This window comes from Streptomyces sp. NPDC031479 (genome assembly GCF_055581065.1).
In genome coordinates, this window is record NZ_JBVIKC010000044.1 from 1 (window position 1) to 16,971 (window position 16,971).

At 70.6% G+C, this 16,971-nt stretch carries 16 protein-coding genes; 3 read left to right on the forward strand and 13 right to left on the reverse strand.

All coding sequences use genetic code 11. From position 1 onward, the window contains the following. Nucleotides 1-35: 35 nt before the first annotated feature. Nucleotides 36-284 carry a type II toxin-antitoxin system antitoxin gene (locus ACZ5D2_RS32890; protein ID WP_468934481.1) on the reverse strand — a complete coding sequence of 83 codons (249 nt, stop codon included), beginning with the start codon at nucleotides 282-284 and terminating at the stop codon, nucleotides 36-38. Next, on the reverse strand, nucleotides 281-1,192 hold the full coding sequence (locus tag ACZ5D2_RS32895; RefSeq protein WP_468934484.1) for an SPFH domain-containing protein: 912 nt from the start codon (nucleotides 1,190-1,192) through the stop codon (nucleotides 281-283). The genes ACZ5D2_RS32890 and ACZ5D2_RS32895 overlap by 4 nt, the downstream gene beginning before the upstream one ends. A gap of 243 nt (nucleotides 1,193-1,435) precedes the next feature. Between ACZ5D2_RS32895 and ACZ5D2_RS32900 the strand changes: the two genes are divergently transcribed. After that, nucleotides 1,436-3,721: a transglycosylase domain-containing protein gene (locus ACZ5D2_RS32900; RefSeq protein WP_371676870.1), complete on the forward strand. Its 2,286-nt coding sequence runs from the start codon at nucleotides 1,436-1,438 to the stop codon at nucleotides 3,719-3,721. Nucleotides 3,722-3,831: 110 nt separating this feature from the next. Here ACZ5D2_RS32900 and ACZ5D2_RS32905 read toward each other — a convergent pair whose 3' ends face one another. From ACZ5D2_RS32905 to ACZ5D2_RS32915, 3 genes are all read right to left on the reverse strand, one after another. Next, the gene (locus ACZ5D2_RS32905; protein ID WP_371676869.1) at nucleotides 3,832-6,033 is read right to left on the reverse strand and encodes a SpoIIE family protein phosphatase; all 2,202 of its coding nucleotides are present in this window, start codon (nucleotides 6,031-6,033) and stop codon (nucleotides 3,832-3,834) included. A gap of 252 nt (nucleotides 6,034-6,285) precedes the next feature. Beyond that, complete coding sequence (fomD, locus tag ACZ5D2_RS32910) at nucleotides 6,286-6,993, reverse strand: cytidylyl-2-hydroxypropylphosphonate hydrolase (RefSeq protein WP_468934488.1); 708 nt, start codon at nucleotides 6,991-6,993, stop codon at nucleotides 6,286-6,288. 102 nt (nucleotides 6,994-7,095) lie between these two features. Then, nucleotides 7,096-8,499: a class II fumarate hydratase gene (locus tag ACZ5D2_RS32915; protein WP_371676867.1), complete on the reverse strand. Its 1,404-nt coding sequence runs from the start codon at nucleotides 8,497-8,499 to the stop codon at nucleotides 7,096-7,098. Between the two features lie 131 nt (nucleotides 8,500-8,630). On the opposite strand from ACZ5D2_RS32915, the gene ACZ5D2_RS32920 reads away from it, so the two are divergent. Together ACZ5D2_RS32920 and ACZ5D2_RS32925 are read left to right on the forward strand one after the other, a co-directional pair. Beyond that, entirely contained in the window at nucleotides 8,631-10,160 is a 1,530-nt protein-coding gene (locus tag ACZ5D2_RS32920; RefSeq protein ID WP_371676866.1) for a ricin-type beta-trefoil lectin domain protein, read from the forward strand. Nucleotides 10,161-10,338: 178 nt separating this feature from the next. After that, nucleotides 10,339-10,794 carry a hypothetical protein gene (locus tag ACZ5D2_RS32925; protein ID WP_468934491.1) on the forward strand — a complete coding sequence of 152 codons (456 nt, stop codon included), beginning with the start codon at nucleotides 10,339-10,341 and terminating at the stop codon, nucleotides 10,792-10,794. A gap of 10 nt (nucleotides 10,795-10,804) precedes the next feature. Here ACZ5D2_RS32925 and ACZ5D2_RS32930 read toward each other — a convergent pair whose 3' ends face one another. The 8 genes from ACZ5D2_RS32930 to ACZ5D2_RS32965 all read right to left on the reverse strand — a co-directional run bounded on the left by ACZ5D2_RS32930 (nucleotide 10,805) and on the right by ACZ5D2_RS32965 (nucleotide 16,829). Continuing rightward, a complete protein-coding gene (locus ACZ5D2_RS32930; RefSeq protein ID WP_468934493.1) occupies nucleotides 10,805-11,578 on the reverse strand; it encodes a glycerophosphodiester phosphodiesterase in 774 nt (257 codons plus the stop codon). Nucleotides 11,579-11,899: 321 nt separating this feature from the next. Further along, nucleotides 11,900-12,460 carry a hypothetical protein gene (locus ACZ5D2_RS32935; protein ID WP_468934495.1) on the reverse strand — a complete coding sequence of 187 codons (561 nt, stop codon included), beginning with the start codon at nucleotides 12,458-12,460 and terminating at the stop codon, nucleotides 11,900-11,902. A gap of 120 nt (nucleotides 12,461-12,580) precedes the next feature. Continuing rightward, a complete protein-coding gene (locus ACZ5D2_RS32940; RefSeq protein ID WP_468934497.1) occupies nucleotides 12,581-12,793 on the reverse strand; it encodes a hypothetical protein in 213 nt (70 codons plus the stop codon). A gap of 268 nt (nucleotides 12,794-13,061) precedes the next feature. After that, on the reverse strand, nucleotides 13,062-13,280 hold the full coding sequence (locus ACZ5D2_RS32945) for a hypothetical protein (RefSeq protein WP_468934569.1): 219 nt from the start codon (nucleotides 13,278-13,280) through the stop codon (nucleotides 13,062-13,064). A gap of 159 nt (nucleotides 13,281-13,439) precedes the next feature. Continuing rightward, complete coding sequence (locus ACZ5D2_RS32950; protein WP_468934500.1) at nucleotides 13,440-14,270, reverse strand: helix-turn-helix domain-containing protein; 831 nt, start codon at nucleotides 14,268-14,270, stop codon at nucleotides 13,440-13,442. After that, on the reverse strand, nucleotides 14,267-14,785 hold the full coding sequence (locus ACZ5D2_RS32955) for a DUF6879 family protein (protein WP_468934503.1): 519 nt from the start codon (nucleotides 14,783-14,785) through the stop codon (nucleotides 14,267-14,269). Before ACZ5D2_RS32955 ends, ACZ5D2_RS32950 begins: the two co-directional genes overlap by 4 nt. Next, entirely contained in the window at nucleotides 14,775-14,972 is a 198-nt protein-coding gene (locus tag ACZ5D2_RS32960) for a hypothetical protein (protein WP_468934506.1), read from the reverse strand. Before ACZ5D2_RS32960 ends, ACZ5D2_RS32955 begins: the two co-directional genes overlap by 11 nt. Nucleotides 14,973-15,161: 189 nt before the next feature. Then, nucleotides 15,162-16,829 (reverse strand): fumarate hydratase, encoded by a 1,668-nt coding sequence (locus tag ACZ5D2_RS32965; RefSeq protein ID WP_468934509.1) that lies wholly within the window; start codon nucleotides 16,827-16,829, stop codon nucleotides 15,162-15,164. Nucleotides 16,830-16,971 lie beyond the last annotated feature (142 nt).

Here is a 16,971-nt window from a genome sequence, read left to right on the forward strand (position 1 = left end):
GGCCCTTGGGGTCCGCGCTTTTCTGTCTTGCGGCTCTACTCCCCCCCCCCCCCCCCCCGCGGCGGGATGGGGGCGGCGCCGCCCGGGAGACGGCCCGTCTCCGACAGGGCCCGGCGCAGCACGAACTCGATCTGCGCGTTGGCGCTGCGCAGCTCCTCGCCGGCCCAGCGCGCGAGCGCGTCGTAGACCTGCGGGTCCAGGCGCAGGAGCACCTGCTTGCGCGCCTGCCGTGCCGTCCGGGGTGCGGGCCGGCCCGTACCCGGGTCCTCGCCGCCGGGGGTCACTGGTAGAGGGTGCCCGTGTTGATGACGGGCTGGGCCGCGCGGTCGCCGCAGAGCACCACCATCAGGTTCGACACCATGGAGGCCTTGCGCTCCGGGTCCAGGTCCACGATCTCCTCCTCGGCCAGCCGCGTCAGGGCCAGTTCCACCATGCCCACCGCGCCCTCGACGATCTGCTTGCGGGCCGCCACGACCGCGCCGGCCTGCTGGCGCTGGAGCATCGCGGAGGCGATCTCCGGAGCGTACGCGAGATGCGTGAAGCGGGACTCGATGATCTCCACGCCCGCCGTCTCCACCCGGGTGGCCAGCTCCGCCGAGAGCTTCTCGGTGATCTCCTCCGCGTTGCCGCGCAGCGAGAGCCCGCCCTCGTCGTGGGCGTCGTAGGGGTACTCGATCGCGATGTGCCGCACGGCCGTCTCGGTCTGCGTCTCGACGAACTCCGTGAAGTCCTCGACCTCGAACACCGCGCGCGCGGTCTCGGAGACCCGCCAGACCACGACGGCGGCGAGCTCGATCGGGTTGCCGTAGGCGTCGTTGACCTTCAGGACGGCCGTCTCGTGATTGCGGACCCGGGTGGAGATCTTCCTGTGGGAGGTCAGCGGGTTGACCCAGCGCAGTCCGTCCGCCCGGATCGTGCCGCGGTAGCGGCCGAAGAGCTGGACCACGCGGGCCTCGCCGGGGGCGACCGTGTTCAGTCCCATCATGGCGAACAGCGAGCAGAGGACCAGCAGGATCCCGGCCGCGATCATCGCCGCCTTGGGTCCCGTCGCGGTCGCCGTCGCACCGAAGGCGATCAGGGCCACCCCGGCCGCCGTGCCCAACAGGCCCAGTAGCAGGGCCAGTCCGCCGCCGACGCTGTGCGCCGCGAACTCCCGGACCTCACTCGGCCGGCGGTCGACTGCGGTTGTCATGGAATACCCCCGTTTGATGTGGGGCGTCCGGCCGTGGCCGACCGAAGCGCCTAGCAAAGTGATATCACTTTTTGCGTTCACCGCAACCCTTCAGGTCTCATGGGCGTCGGTTCCATCGGAGTGGGTGCTGATTCTCACGTCCGAATTGACCGGTATTGATCAGGGTTAGCCGTCCTTTGTCACAGCCTGCGGTGTTAGTTTTCTGAGCTGACGTCGGGGGGGTAATCGAGCGGAGCGGGAGCGATGGGCCGAGCAGAGGCGCGACGGGCGCAGCAGCAGCGCGGTGCGCGGAAAGCGCCGAGCGGGCGTGCGGGCAAGTCGACCGGGAAGACCGGGGGGAAGCGCAGCGGCATACGTCGCTTCCTCAACTGGAAGACGATCCTGGGGACTTTCCTCGGAGGTGCCCTGCTCCTCATCATCGGAGCGGTCGCCCTCTACTTCTCCGTGGACCCGCCGGACCCGAACAAGAACGCGATCCTCCAGAGCAACACGTACAAGTACGCCGATGGCTCGATCATGGCCCGCACCGGCCAGATGAACCGCGAGATCCTCCCGATCGACAAGATCCCCGAGGACGTGCGGACGGCCTTCATCGCCATCGAGAACAAGTCCTTCTACCAGGACAGCGGCGTCGACGCGATCGGTGTCGCCCGAGGCCTCTTCAACACGGCCACCGGCCGCGGCAAGGCCGGCGGATCGACGATCACCCAGCAGTACGTCAAGAACTACTACCTGACCCAGGACCAGTCGGCGACCCGAAAGCTCCGTGAGCTGGTGATCTCGATCAAGGTCGACCAGCGCATGAAGAAGAACGAGATCCTCGCCGGTTACCTCAACACCAACTTCTACGGCCGCAACGCCTACGGCATCCAGGCCGCGGCCCAGGCCTACTACGGCATCGACGCCGAGAAGCTGAACCTGGAGCAGGCCGCCTACCTCGCCGCCGTCATCCAGGCCCCCAGCCAGTACGACTGGGCGATCGCCGGCCCCAACGGCAAGCGGCTGGTCATGATCCGCTTCAACGCCGTCCTCGACAACATGGTCGAGATGGGCAAGCTGGACCAGGCCAAGCGGGCGACCCTGAAGTTCCAGGAGCCCATCAAGCCCAAGCCGCTCCCGGGCATGGACGGACAGAAGGGCTACCTGGTCCAGGCCGCCAAGCAGGAGCTGAGCCGCCAGGGCATCAAGGACGCCGACATCACCGCCGGCGGCTGGACCATCACCCTGAACGTCGACAAGAAGAAGCAGGCCGCGCTGGAGAAGGCCGTCGACGACGAGCTGGAGTCCAAGCTCGACCGCAAGAACACCAAGGACCGCCCCCAGGACCAGAGCGTCCAGGCCGGCGCCACCTCGGTCGACGCCAAGACCGGCGCGATCGTCGCGATGTACGGCGGCGTGGGCCTGACGGAGAAGGCCGAGAGCAACGCCCTGCGCACCGACTTCCAGCCGGGCTCGACCTTCAAGCCGGTCGTGCTGGCCACCGCCCTGGAGACCGGCGCGAAGACCCAGGACGGCCGTCCGATCACGCCGAACGCCCTCTACGACGGCACCAGCAAGCGCGCCGTCGTCGGCAGCGCGACCGCCTTCGCCCCGCAGAACCAGGACAACATCAACTACGGCGACCCGATGCTCACGGTCCAGGAGGCCACCAACTCCTCCGTGAACTCCGTGTACGCGCAGATGATCGTCGACGCCAAGCCGGAGAAGGTGAAGGAGACCGCGCTCGCCCTCGGCATGCGCGACCGCGACGGCTGGCCGGCCGACAGGCCCGCCATGTCGCTCGGCACCATGAGCGCCAACACCGTCGAGATGGCCGGCGTCTACGCCACCTTCGGCAACCACGGCAAGAAGGTCACCCCGACCATCGTCAAGAAGGCCGAGCACGCCGACGCCGATTTCAAGCCGGTCAACCCGATCGGCGGGCAGGTGCTGACGGCCAAGACCGCCGACACCGTCACCAAGGTCCTCACGGGCGTGGTCGAGGACGGTTCCGGCAAGGCCGTGCGCAGCTCCGCCTACGAGGCCGCGGGCAAGACCGGCACCACCGAGTCCAACGTGGCGGCCTGGTTCACCGGCTACACCCCGGAGCTCGTCACCGTCGTCGCGATGTTCGGCGAGGACCCGAACTCGCACAACCAGGTCACCCTGACCGGCACCGCCGGCAAGGGCCGCGCGGGCGGTTCCAGCTTCCCCGCCCAGATCTGGCAGGCGTACACCACGGCCGCGCTCCGGGGCCAGACCACCGGCCAGTTCGACCTGGAGGACGCCGAGATGGGCACCCCGCCGGCGCCGACCCGCAGCCCGTCGCCCACCGCGTCGAACCAGACCGTCGCCCCGACGCCGACCAGCTCCAGCACCCGCCCCACCGGCTCCCCGGACCCCACGGGCAGCTCCGGCAAGCCGGACCCGACCGCGCCGACGAAGGACCCGACGCCGACGAAGAAGCCCACGCCGCCGACGAAGGACCCGACGCCGCCCACGAAGGACCCGACGCCCCCCGGGCCGCCGAACCCGCTCCTGGGCCGGTAGGCACCCCGGCACCGCGACGCACCGCCGCCCCGCAGCGATCATGCTGCGGGGCGGCGGTGCGTCGTGCGCAGGGGACCGGTTCCGGGATCCGGGAGCGGCCGGATGGGACGTCAGCGGCGGTCGTGCGCCCCCGGCAGCGGGAGCTCGAACCAGACGACCTTCCCGCTGCTCAGCCGGGTGGCGCCCCAGCGCCGGGCCAGCCGGTTGACCAGGAACAGGCCGCGCCCGCCCTCGTCGGTCTCCCGCGCCCGCCGCTGGCGCGGCAGCTGCGGGGAGTCGTCGCCGACCTCGCAGCGCAGTACGTCCGTGCGCAGCAGGCGCAGCGTCACGGGCCGCTCGGCGTACCGGACGGCATTGGTGACCACCTCGCTGACCAGCAGCTCCAGCGAGTCGCTCAGCTCCTCCAGGCCCCAGCGGGTCAGCGCGCGCCGGGCGAAGCGGCGGGCCCGGCCGGGAGCGGTCTCCTCCGGGTCCAGGAACCAGTACGCGACGTCGCTCGGCGCGATGCCCTCGAAACGTGCCGCGAGCAGGGCGATGTCGTCGTCCCGGTCGCCCGGCCCGAGCATGTCCAGCACGTCGTCGCAGAGGGCCTCCAGCGGCGGCGAATGGTCCAGCCCCGTCAGCTGCGCGGTGGTCGCGAGCCGCTCGCGCAACTGCTCGATGCCGGTCCACACGTCCCGCAGCCGGGACTCCACCAGCCCGTCCGTGTACAGCAGCAGGGTGGCCCCGGCCGGGGCGTCCAGCTCGACGGCCTCGAAGTCCACGCCGCCGACCCCGATGGGGGCGCCCGGCGGGACGCGCAGCACCTCGGCCCGGCCGCCCAGGTGCAGCAGCACCGGCGGCGGGTGGCCGGCGTTGGCGATGGTGATCCGGTGCGAGACGGGGTCGTAGACCGCGTACAGGCAGGTCGCCATGCGGTCGGAGCCCAGCCGCTGCGCCTGCTCGTCCAGGTGGTGCAGCACCTCGGCGGGCGGCAGGTCCAGCTGGGCCAGGGTCTGCGCCGTGGTGCGCAGCTGGCCCATGATCGCGGCGGAGGTCATGGAGTGGCCCATGACGTCGCCGACGACCAGCGCGACCCGGCTCCCGGGCAGCGGTATGGCGTCGTACCAGTCGCCGCCCACCCGGGCCGTCTCGGCGGCGGGCAGGTAGCGCGAGGCGAGCCGCACCCCGGTGGGCTGGGGGAGGCTGTCCGGCAGCATGGTGCGCTGCAACTCGTCGGCGATGTAGGCCTCGCGGCCGTAGAGCACCGCCTTGTCGATGCCGAGCGCGGTGTGCGTGGCCAGCTGGGCGGCGACGAGCAGGTCGTTCTGCTCGAAGGCGTCCCGGTCCGGGGTGCGCAGGAACACCGCCGCGCCGATGACGCGTCGGCGGCCCCGCAGCGGGGCCAGGATGGCCCGCTGGCCGCGCGGCACCGGGTGGTCGGACCCCAGCAGCTCCGGGAGCGCGTCGCGGGCTCCTGCGGCCGATCCGAAGACGGGCCGTACGCCGCGCAGCACTTCGGCCAGGGCCCCGCCGGGGCGGATCTCGCAGAGCTCGGCCGCGGGCAGGTCACCCTGCGGGCCGACCAGCGGCAGCTGGCTGAAGTCGAGCTCCCCGGCGGCCCCCGCCGCCCCCGTGCCCTCGCCCTCGGCCAGCGCCAGGTCGTCGATCGGCCGGAGCCGGTCGGTGCGCCGGAGCCTTAAAACGACCGGGCCGACGGGCCGCTCGTCGCCGACGGGCAGCGGGTCGCGCAGGTAGACGAGGATGGCGTCGGAGAAGGTGGGCACGGTCGCCCGGCACAGGCCCAGCACGATCTCGTCGAGGTCGATGCCGCGCGCGATCCGCCGGGTGGCGGCGCCGACGAAGCGCAGCCGGTCGCCCTCGCGGCGCGCCACGCTCACCTCACCGGGACCGGTGGCACCCGTCCCGGAGCCGGCCCCCGGTACCGGGGGCGCGCCGGTGACCGGGGCCGCCGCGGGATCCGTGCCCGCCGCGCCCGGGGCCCTGGCGGCGGCCGTCACCGGGCCGCCGGGGAGCGGCTCGCCGCCGCCCGCGTCCCGCCGCCCGGCGTTGCGCGCGGCCTCGCCGTCGCGCGCGCGGGCGCCGGCCGGGCCGGTGTCCGCCGCGTCGTGGCCGGAGGCCCGGGTGCCCTGCGGTCCGCCGTTCCCGGCGGCGCCGCGCGGGCGCGGGAGGTCGGCTGCCGGAGTCTGCGCATGCGTGCGTACGGCCTCGGCGGCCGCGATGGGGGCCTTGCCGTGGCCGGGCTCGTCCGTACCTCCGCCTGAGGCGACGGCGGGCTGCGGGCCCTCCTGGGAGGTGGGGTACTCCGTCACGCGTGGAATTCCGTCCGTTTGCGCTGGATGTGCGCTGCACTCAACTCGGTCAGTCGCGGTATACCCGCTCAGCGGCGGGGGCACCATCACCCCCGGGATCCGCGTCCCGCTCGTTACCTCTCGTTCGGCGTCGACCTCCGGTCAAGTCCCGGTCGCCGCAGGTCATTTGCGCTTACGGGGGCCGGTCGGCCCCCCGCGCACGACCGGCGGAGGACGATCCTACGTTTGAACCCCGGGGGCGCATCAAGGGTCTCATGACGTCATATGCGCCGGGGTGCGGTCCCAGTCCTCGGGCAGGGCCGGAACGCCCCAGGCCGGATCGGGCCGCCAGTCCTGCCAGCCGTCGCGGAACGGGGACCCCCAGGCCTCGATCACCCCGACCGCCTGCCGCCCGGCCTCCTCCACCCGCCGGGCCTGGTCAGGGTCCATCAGGCCGGTGCGCTGGGCCTGCGCGAACTCGTCCTCGTCCCGCCAGTTCCAGCTGCGGTCCGGGTGGACGGAGATGTCGAGGAAGTGGTCCACCGAATCCACTCCGCCGGACCAGCGGACGAGAGGCTCTTCGAGGTTCACGTACCAGTTCTTGAAGCGCCAGCCGTGGTCCCAGAACAGCCAGACCGACCACGGCTCCCCGGGACGGGCCAGCTTGAGCACGCCCGCCCCGAACCAGCGCGAGCGCACGGTGGTCCGCGGCGCGGTGTAGCGGGTGGCGAGCGGCTCCTCGTGCACGGGGGTGCCGTCCGCGAGCACCGGCTTGACGCATTCGGTGCCGGGGGCCATCCACACCGCCAGCAGCTCGGCGGTGTCCCGCACCACGGTCACCGGACGGGCGATGTGGACCTGGCCCTTGAGCCCCGGGGCGTGGTCGCGGTAGCGCCAGAGGATCCGGTCCCCGGGCGCCCAGTGCGCGTCCTGCGCGGGGCGGTGCCCCGCACCGCTCACGGACCTGTGGGTACCTGTCATGCGCAGATCTTAGGGCGGCTGCCCCCGAACTGGCTGCGTTGCAGGTCACGGAGGGGTGCGGGGACGGTAAACGACCGGATTCGGCCCCTGGGAGGGGGCCGTTCAGGGCCGGGTCATCCGCAGGACGTCCAAGGCCTCGTCCAGCTCTTCCAGGGTGAGCGCGCCCCGCTCGACGTAGCCGGACTCCAGGACGACCTCCCTGATCGTCTTCCGCTCGGCGAGGGCCCGCTTGGCGACCTTGGCCGCCTCCTCGTAGCCGATGTAGCGGTTCAGCGGGGTCACCACGGAGGGCGAGGACTCGGCGTACTCCCTGGCCCGCTCGGAATTGGCGGTGATCCCGTCCACCGTGCGGTCGGCCAGCAGCCGGCTGCCGTTGCCGAGCAGGCGGATCGATTCGAGGAGGTTCCTGGCCATCACCGGGAGCATCACATTGAGCTCGAAGTTGCCGGCCGCGCCCGCCACGGCGACCGCGGTGTCGTTCCCCGTCACCTGCGCGGCGATCATCAGGACGGCCTCCGGGACCACCGGATTGACCTTTCCGGGCATGATCGAGGACCCCGGTTGCAGATCCGGCAGATTGATTTCGGCCAATCCGGTGCGCGGGCCCGAGGCCATCCAGCGCAGATCGTTGCAGATCTTGGTGAGCGAGACGGCGATGGTGCGGAGCATCCCGGAGGTCTCCACCAGCGCGTCCCGGGCCCCCTGGGCCTCGAAGTGGTTGCGGGCCTCGGTCAGCGGCAGTCCGGTCGCCGCGGCCACCTCGGCGATCACCGCGGCGGAGAACCCGGGAGGGGTGTTGATGCCGGTGCCGACCGCCGTGCCGCCCAGGGGCAGTTCGGCCAGCCGGGGCAGGGCGGCGCGCAGCCGCTCGACGCCGTGGCGCACCTGGGCGGCGTACCCGCCGAACTCCTGGCCCAGGGTGACCGGGGTGGCGTCCATCAGGTGCGTGCGCCCGGCCTTGACCACCTCGGCGAACGCGGCCTCCTTGCGCTCCAGGGCGGCGGCGAGGTGCTCCAGGGCCGGGATCAGCTCGCCGGTGACGGCGGCGGTGGCGGCGATGTGGATGGAGGAGGGGAAGACGTCGTTGGAGCTCTGTGAGGCGTTGACGTGGTCGTTGGGGTGCACGTCGCGCCCGAGCCGTTCGGTGGCCAGGGTGGCGATGACCTCGTTGGCGTTCATGTTGGACGAGGTCCCGGACCCGGTCTGGAAGACGTCCACGGGGAAGTGGTCGTCCCAGCGGCCGTCGGCGACCTCGGCCGCGGCGGAGCGGATGGCGCCCGCCGTGTCGGCGTCCAGCACGCCCAGTTTCTCGTTCACCGCGGCCGCGGCCGACTTGATGCGGGCCAGGGCTTCGATGTGGGCGCGCTCGATCCGCTGCCCCGAGAGCGGGAAGTTCTCCACGGCGCGCTGGGTCTGGGCGCGCCACTTGGCGTGCGCGGGGACGCGTACCTCGCCCATGGAATCGTGCTCGGTCCGGAACGCTTCGGACCGCTGGTCCTCTGTCATGTTCGTTGCCTCCTGAAAAAGTTGAGCAATTGTCTTGTTCGAAGTGTTCCCAACTCCCCTACCGACCAGTAAATACCGTGGGTAACACCACGGGTGACACCACGGGTAACACCGCAATCGGGGAGGCGTTCATGGCACGTGCGCGTACGAAACCCAGGCTCAGATCTACCTTCGCCGCCATCGCGGCGATCGCGGCCGCCCTCGGGGGCGTCACCGCCATCACCCCCATGGCCCAGGCGGCACCCGCCGCCGGCGGCTCGATCACACCCCTCTCGCCGGAACTCGAAGCCGTCCGGGCCGCCGAGGCCACCAAGCTCTACGGAGACCCGGCGATCCGCCCGCTGAACGAGCGCAAGACCGGGCTCATCTCGCTCGGCGACAGCGAGATCTCGGGCGAGGGCGTCGGCAACTACGACCCGGCGACCAACACGTCCGCCAACCAGTGTCACCGCTCGCCGGACTCGGCGATCCACCGCACCGGCATCCCGGCCGACCTGACCTTCAACGTGGCCTGCTCCGGCGGCTACACCGGGAACATCAGGATCGGCGGCAGCAAGCAGTACGCCGACGAGCTGGTCCAGAGCGACAGCCTCGCCGTCAAGGCCCGCAACACGAAGATCAAGATGGTGCTGCTGGTCGCCGGGGCCAACGACGACCTCCAGTTCGGCCCCGTCATGACCGACTGCGTCACCCGCTGGGTGCTCAGCCAGGGCACCTGCGAGCCCAAGTACGGCCCCGGCTGGCAGGCCCGCGTCGACGGCCTGAAGCCGAAGGTGGAGGCCACCGTCGCCGACCTCAGGACGGTCATGCGCGACGCCGGCTACGCCGACTCCGACTACAAGCTCGTCGTGATGGGCTACCCCAGCCCCATCGGCCCCGACTTCAACGACAACCCCGACTTCCCCGGCAAGCTCCCCGGAGGCTGCGCCGGATACGACTCCGACGCCGCCTGGGGCCGCAACTACGCGGTGCCCACCTTCGAGAAGGGCATGCGCGAGGCCGCCCGCGCCTCCGGCGCCCTCTACCTGGACAACTCGCGCCTCTTCCAGGGCCACGAGGTGTGCATGGAGGACACCTGGGCCCGCGGCCTCTACCTCGACGTCGGCGACCACTTCCCGTGGGACGAGAACACCGCCCGCCAGTCCTTCCACCCCAACTACCGCGGCCACGGCGCCTTCGCGTCCTGCCTGACCCAGCTCTACGACTCCGGCCTGCGCGAGGCCTCCTGCGCCGACCCCGCCAGCACCGGGACGCCCGTCCTGCAGGCCGGCGCCTGGGACGACCTCTACAAGCCCCTCAAGAACGAGGCCACCGGCAACTGCCTCGACGACTTCGGCGGCTCCAGCGCCAACAACACCAAGGTCGTCGGCTGGGACTGCCACGGCGGCCGCAACCAGGGCTGGTGGTACGAAGCCGCCCGCGGCGCCGTGCACACCGAACTCACCCAGGACCGCTGCCTGGACGTCCCCGGCGCGAACTACGGGGCCGGCACCGGTCTGATCCTGTGGAACTGCCACGGCGGCGCCAACCAGAAGTTCGTCCGCGACGGCGCCACCCTGCGTCCGGCCGCCGCCACCGGCATGTGCCTGACCGTGGCCGCCGCCCACGAACCACTGCGCCTCCAGCCCTGCAACGGCTCGGCGAACCAGCGCTTCGCGTAACCCCGCCATCCCCTCGGACCCCCCACACCCGGCCGGCTCGCCCGGCCGGGTGTTCCCACCTCCGCAACCGGACGGCCCGGACGTACGTCCGTAGTCTCCGGCAGGCGCGCCGCGGCACCAGGTCCCCGGCGCACACAGATCTCCGCAAGGGAGCAGTTCGATCGTCACCGCCCTCCTCATGGCCGCCCTCGGTCTCCTCGCCCTCCTCTTCCTCCTGGGCAAAGGAGTCCACCTGCTGGCGACCCGCAAGCCGGCCGTGAGCGCGAACCCCCTCGGCAGGTGGGTGGAAGCGGCGGCACTGTGCCTGAGCGCGGCGGCCCTCCTGACCGCCGTCGGCGGTCTCACGGGCCTCGACTCCCGCCCCGTACGGCCCTGCGTGCAGGCGCTCGCCGAACACCAGGGGCCCGGCGGGTACCGCACCCCCGACGCCGACATCACCGTCACCCGGACGCTGCTGCCCGCCTCGGTGCTCTGCGAGTTCCCCGGCGGCACCCACGTGGAACTCGTCTCGCCCTGGGTGAACCCGCTGCTCGCGCTGTCGCTGGCCGGCGCGGCCGGCTGCACGGCCGGCTGCGTCCGCGCAGTCCGGGCCACCCGGCGCGGCGCGCCGCGGAGCGGGCACCCGGCGTACTGAACGGCCGCCCTCAGCGGGCCCGCGCCCCGAGCAGCCCGCGCACCTCGCGCGGCCGGTTGGTGATGATGGTGTCCACCCCGAGCCGGACGCACAGCTCCACGTCCTCGGGCTCGTCCACGGTCCACACCCGCACCGCCAGCCCCTTCGCCTTCAGGCGCCCCACGAGTCCGGGGTCCTTGCGCACCAGGTCGATGCCGGGGCCCGCGTGCGTCGCGAACGGGGGACGGACCGGCCTGACCCGGCGCTCGATCAGGTACACGGCCGGCAGCCCGGGGGCGAGCCGGTGCATCCGCGTCAGCGCGGTCCGGGAGAAGCTCATCACCTCGACGAGCCCCGACGCCCCGTCGGCCAGGCCGTGGTCGCGCAGCACCCGCACCAGCTCGGCCTCCAGGCGCCCGCCGGCCCGGGTGGGGTGCTTGGTCTCGACCGCCAGCCCCACGGGCCGGTCCGCGGCCAGCGCCTCCTTGAGCAGGTCCTCGAAGAGCAGCACCCGCGCCCCGCGGTGCGCGTCGCCCTTCCACCGGCCGAAGTCGAGCGCGGACAGCTCCTCGTACGTCATCTCGGAGACGACGCCGCGGCCGTCGGAGGTCCGCTCCACCGTCCGGTCGTGCACGCACACCAGCCGCCCGTCGGCACTCAGCCGCACATCGCACTCCAGCGCGTCCGCGCCGTCGGCGATGGCCTGCCGGTAGGCCTCGATGGTGTGTTCGGGGTGCGCGTACGAGGCCCCGCGATGAGCGACGACGCGCACGTCGCGGGCGGTGGGGGAGGACAGCTCAGTCATGCCGCAGACGTTATCCGGATGCGCGGCCCGACCCGTTACGGGATGCTCCACCGATGGCTGAACAGTTCGTGACGCTCCACTGCGAGCCCTGCGACGCGTGCCGCTCCGAGGCGTGGCAGCGCGTCGTCGGGGGACGGCTGCGCTGGGAGGAGCAGTCCTACTGCACCGCCCCCCTGACGGCGTTCCAATACTGCGACGGCGGCTGGGGCCCGCCCCCACCATGGGTCCGCGAGCGGATCGTCGCGACGGAGGGCACCGTACGCCTCGCCGTCGGCGGTCCGGACGGGGTGCCGCTGAAGGCCGTCCGCGCGATGTACGGGCTCACACTGCCCCAGCTGCGCGAGGCGCGGGCGAACGGTCTGCACGCCACCCCGGTGGAGGCCGAGCTGCTGCGATCCACTGCTGTGGACCAGGGGGAGAGGCCGATCCGCGCCGGGTCGACAACTCACGCCGGGCCCGGTAGATGGTGGGCCGCTCCGCCACCTGGTCCGGGGTGAGGCCGTCCACGGTCATGTTGCCCGTCCAGAGGTGGTCGCGGTTGGCGTAGGTCGCCTCGAAGCCGATCCGCTTGCCGCCGGGCTCAAGTTTCCAGCCCTGCCGGTCGAACTGCGCGATGCGGTCACTGCCGCAGACGAACGAGCGGGTCGCCTGGGCCAGAATCCACTGCGCCAGCTCGGCGTCCTTGGCGGTCGGCTTTCCGCAGGTGCGGGCCATCTGCCAAAGGCGTGGCCACTCCGCCCCGGGCGTCAGGGGGCCGACGACGGCCACGTCCCCGATCTGCCGCTCGTCAAGGTGGTGGGTGGCGTACCCGAAGACCACACCGAACATCGTGAACACCGTGACGCGGCCACGGCCGGTCAGTCCCTCGTCATTCGTTGCCATCACTGGAACCCTTGGGTGTGGTGCGACCCGGGGCGCAATGCCCGCGCCCCGGGTCGCGTCCTGATCGGGTGGGTCAGGGAGGGCTGAACCGGCCTGCCAGGTGATCGCTGCGCGAACCGCTCAGCAGCCGTCGCCGTCGCCGCAGCAGGCCGGGGGGTTGCACTCCTTCGCGGAGCCCCACAGCCGGTCGTCGACGTAGAACCCGGCTGCCTTCACGCGGTCGACCACGGAACCGATCAGCGGACGCGTGCGGACGGTGGCCTTGGGCTCGTGACCGAGGAAGAACCCGAACTGCTCCTGACACCAGGCGGCGTACGCCTGCGTGTGCAGCACGAACGCGTGCCAGCCGGGGTCCACGGTGTCCGACGGGGGAGTCCGGCATGGTCGTCATGTGCACCTCCTGTTGTGTGGGGTCACGTGGCGGGCGGGGGCGGGAACTGGCCTCCGCCGGTCCCTCCGTCTCCCGACTCGTCTCCGGGTTCGTTGCGCATGCGTGCACCTCCTGCCGGCTGTGTCTTGCTGTCCGCCCGCGGCGGGCTGAAGGCCTCGTGCCTGCCTCACGCCGGGACGTGGGGACGGGGACAGGGGTTCTGCCGGCGCCTCAGTGCGCCGAGGGCGACCGAAGGGCTTCGGCGATCTGCTCCACCGCTTCGGTCGGGAGCTTTCCGAGGTCCACGTACGCGCGGCCGGTGCCGGTGACCGAGGGCCTGACGCCGCACCACGCGGACTCGGGGAGACCGAGGGCGGCAAGGGCCGCACGTATGGACTCCGAGGCGCTTTCGGCCCGGTCCCACGCGTTTCTCCAGGCCTGCATCTCCATCACGCGGCCATTCCGCGACCGGGGCGCTCCTCCGCGTGCCGGTAGATCACCAGAGGCGGACCTGAAGCCCACTCGTCCGTATCGGTCGCCATTGCGCACCCCTTCGCCGCTGTCTCCGGGAATCGACAACCAATGATGTCCGGGCTACGGGGCGTGGTTCTAGCCGGTTTCCTGTTCGCGCAAGAACTCTTGCCGAACAGCCTCAAGCATGGCGCGCGCTTCGTCGCCGGAAAGCGCCAGCGTTGCGAAGCCCTCGAACTTGCGGACGTACAGAGCTACATCCCGTGGGTCTGTTACCACGATTTCAGCATGCGTGGTTTCGACGGTCACCGTCCGATCGTCTCGGACCACAAAGGCGTGATTGGCTATGTCGTGCTGCCGTGCCGAGAGCGGAACGATGCGGATGTTTATATGAGGCAGGCGGGAGAGGGAGGCGATCCGGTCCATTTGCTCTGCCATCCTGGACGCCGTCACAATTCGCCACCGCAAGACAGGCTCCGTGATGACGAACTGGAGTTCCTTCCCTGTGTCGTACAGTGCCTGTTGCCGTTCCAGGCGGGCACTGATTGTTTTGGTAAGTACCTCCTCGCCGAGGTCATGTCGCGACAGAATCGCCCTCATGTACTCAGGCGTTTGGAGCAGGCCCGGAACGAGGGCCGGCTGGAAGAGCCGTAGGAGCGTCATCTGGGATTCGAGAGCCCTTGTTTGCTGCTGGGCCTTGTGTACTCCCATGCGGCGGATGAGGCGCCACGCTGTGGCTTCTGTCGCCGCTGCCCTGACAGCCTCCAGATACTCCTGCTTCACCTCATCCGAAACGCCTATGGCCGTAAGGATGCGCTCAACGTCCGCAGCGGACGGAACAACCTTGGCCGTCTCGATTTTGCTCAGCTTGCTCGCGGACATGACGGCGCTGCGGGCGACGGCCTTGGCTTCCTTCCCGGATGCTTGCCGTAGCGCCCGCAACGCGGCCCCTAGCTGTCCTTTGTTCACTCGCCGTGCTTCGCCCACCATTCGGAGAACGCCACGGCATGACTCATCGCCGTGTCTCGGTACGCACGGAATTCATCCGCCCGATCCTCGGGAAGAATGTCAACTCCGAGGAACGATCCATCGTCCGAGTAGTTCATTACGCCTGGAGTTGCGCTGTCCATCAACCAGAAATCGGGAACGCGTTCCAGCGGGTTGGGTTTTCCGGTGACGTCGAGGATGAAGAATTCTTCGCCGCCCGTCACGTTCTTCCGGTAGCCCCAGCCCAGTTCGAACCGTAGGTACGGAGTGAGGGGTCGGGACAGGATGTGCACACGATAAATGCGCTTCCCCCTGCTGGTGTGGGAGAGCAGCTCTGACACCCAATCCTCGTTGTAGTCGGCCGGCTGGGGCTCGCCGGCCAGGAAATCCGCGTAGGCCTGCGTGTTGCCCGACTTGCTGTAATCGTCCAGCGTCTCCAGCCGAAACGCCTCTTGCTCGAAGGTGTCGAAGAGCTCCCCGAGGGTCTTAGGCGCCACGGAGGCCCTTCCGGATGAGATCGAAGATCAGCTGCTCTGGGATCTCGACAACGGTTTCGTGCGCGGGAATCTCCAGACCGTGGTCGGTCGGGGTTTCGCCCTGAACCAGCAGGGTGCCTCTGTCGGTGAGGTAGATCGTCGGACAGTCCTGCAGGTCACAGGTGCTCACAATCTTGGTGACCTTCACAGCTTCCCCTTCCGGCCTGCGTCGGTGTGCCGTGATCGATCCTGGCGACCAACTCGGGGAAGGTGCAAGGGTTTCGAGTTTCCGGAACAGGAAACGCGCAGCCCGGCCCCCTGCCGTCCGGTGCGGGGGCAGGTACGGCGAGAGCCCCCGGCGGGGCGCCAGAGGCTCTCTCGGCTCGTGGGGGCGGGGTTACGCCAGGCCGGGGCCGCGGACCGGGATGTGGGTGAACGTCGGCTCCGGGGCCGGGTTCTGGAAGAAGTCGTTGCCCTTGTCGTCCACGACGATGAACGCCGGGAAGTCCTCGACCTCGATCTTCCAGACCGCCTCCATGCCGAGCTCCTCGTACTCCAGGACCTCGACCTTCTTGATGCAGTCCTGGGCCAGGCGCGCGGCCGGGCCGCCGATCGAGCCGAGGTAGAAGCCGCCGTGCGTGCCGCACGCGTCCGTCACCTGCTGCGAGCGGTTGCCCTTGGCCAGCATGACCTTGGAGCCGCCCGCCGCCTGGAACTGCTCGACGTAGGAGTCCATGCGGCCGGCCGTGGTCGGGCCGAAGGAGCCGGACGCGTAGCCCTCGGGGGTCTTCGCCGGGCCGGCGTAGTAGACCGGGTGGTCCTTCAGGTACTGCGGCATCTCCGCGCCCGAGTCCAGCAGTTCCTTGATCTTGGCGTGCGCGATGTCGCGGGCCACGACCAGCGGTCCGGTCAGGCTCAGCCGGGTCTTGACCGGGTGCTTGGTCAGGGTCGCCAGGATGTCGTCCATCGGCTGGTTCAGGTCGATCGAGACGACGTCCGAGGCCGAGTCGAGGTGCGAGTCCTCGGTCTCCGGCAGGAACCGCGCCGGGTCCGTCTCCAGCTGCTCCAGGAAGACGCCCTCGGCGGTGATCTTCGCGGTGGCCTGGCGGTCCGCCGAGCAGGACACCGCGATGGCGACCGGGAGGGACGCGCCGTGGCGGGGGAGGCGGACGACGCGGACGTCGTGGCAGAAGTACTTGCCGCCGAACTGCGCGCCGATGCCGATCTTCTGGGTCAGCTCGAAGACCTGCTGCTCCAGGGCCTCGTCGCGGAAGCCGTGGCCCAGCGCGGAGCCCTCGCGGGGCAGCTCGTCCAGGTAGTGGGCGGAGGCGTACTTGGCCGTCTTCAGCGCGTGCTCGGCGGAGGTGCCGCCGACGACGATCGCCAGGTGGTAGGGCGGGCAGGCCGCCGTACCGAGGGAGCGGATCTTCTCCTCCAGGAACTTCATCATGGAGGCCTCGTTGAGGACCGCCTTGGTCTCCTGGTAGAGGAACGACTTGTTGGCGGAGCCGCCGCCCTTGGCCATGAAGAGGAACTTGTACGCGCCGCCGTCGGTCGCGTACAGCTCGATCTGCGCGGGCAGGTTCGAGCCGGTGTTCTTCTCCTCCCACATGGTGAGGGGGGCCATCTGCGAGTAGCGCAGGTTCAGGCGGGTGTACGCGTCGTAGATGCCGCGGGAGAGGGCGGCCTCGTCCGCGCCCTCGGTCAGCACGTTCTGGCCGCGCTTGCCCATCACGATCGCCGTGCCCGTGTCCTGGCACATCGGCAGGACGCCGGCCGCCGCGATGTTCGCGTTCTTGAGGAGGTCGAGCGCGACGAACTTGTCGTTCGAGCTCGCCTCCGGGTCGTCGATGATGCGGCGCAGCTGGGCGAGGTGCGCGGGGCGCAGGAAGTGCTGGATGTCGTGGACGGCCTCTTCGGCGAGCTTGCGCAGCGCCTCCGGCTCGACCTTGAGGAACGTACGGCCGTCGGCCTCGAAGGTCGAGACGCCCTCCGAGGTCACCAGCCTGTACGGGGTGGTGTCCTCGCCCAGGGGGAGCAGATCGGTGTACGCAAACTCTGGCATGACGGCAGTCATTCCTCACTCGGCAGACGGCGCTGGCGACCAATTTGGCAGCGCGGTTAACCAGCGTAGGACCTCCCCCGGGGGCTTTGTCTGTGAGGTAAGGCTCAGTCGGCCCCGGCGAGGGAGTATCGCGATCTATCGT

Coding starts and splice junctions, on each gene's coding strand:
- ACZ5D2_RS32920 (WP_371676866.1), top strand. CDS start 8,631: ATGGCACGTGCGCGTACGAAACCCAGGCTCAGATCTACCTTCGCCGCC.
- ACZ5D2_RS32915 (WP_371676867.1), bottom strand. CDS start 8,499: ATGACAGAGGACCAGCGGTCCGAAGCGTTCCGGACCGAGCACGATTCC.
- ACZ5D2_RS32965 (WP_468934509.1), bottom strand. CDS start 16,829: ATGCCAGAGTTTGCGTACACCGATCTGCTCCCCCTGGGCGAGGACACC.
- fomD (WP_468934488.1), bottom strand. CDS start 6,993: ATGACAGGTACCCACAGGTCCGTGAGCGGTGCGGGGCACCGCCCCGCG.
- ACZ5D2_RS32945 (WP_468934569.1), bottom strand. CDS start 13,280: ATGGAGATGCAGGCCTGGAGAAACGCGTGGGACCGGGCCGAAAGCGCC.
- ACZ5D2_RS32900 (WP_371676870.1), top strand. CDS start 1,436: ATGGGCCGAGCAGAGGCGCGACGGGCGCAGCAGCAGCGCGGTGCGCGG.
- ACZ5D2_RS32935 (WP_468934495.1), bottom strand. CDS start 12,460: ATGGCAACGAATGACGAGGGACTGACCGGCCGTGGCCGCGTCACGGTG.
- ACZ5D2_RS32895 (WP_468934484.1), bottom strand. CDS start 1,192: ATGACAACCGCAGTCGACCGCCGGCCGAGTGAGGTCCGGGAGTTCGCG.
- ACZ5D2_RS32930 (WP_468934493.1), bottom strand. CDS start 11,578: ATGACTGAGCTGTCCTCCCCCACCGCCCGCGACGTGCGCGTCGTCGCT.
- ACZ5D2_RS32925 (WP_468934491.1), top strand. CDS start 10,339: ATGGCCGCCCTCGGTCTCCTCGCCCTCCTCTTCCTCCTGGGCAAAGGA.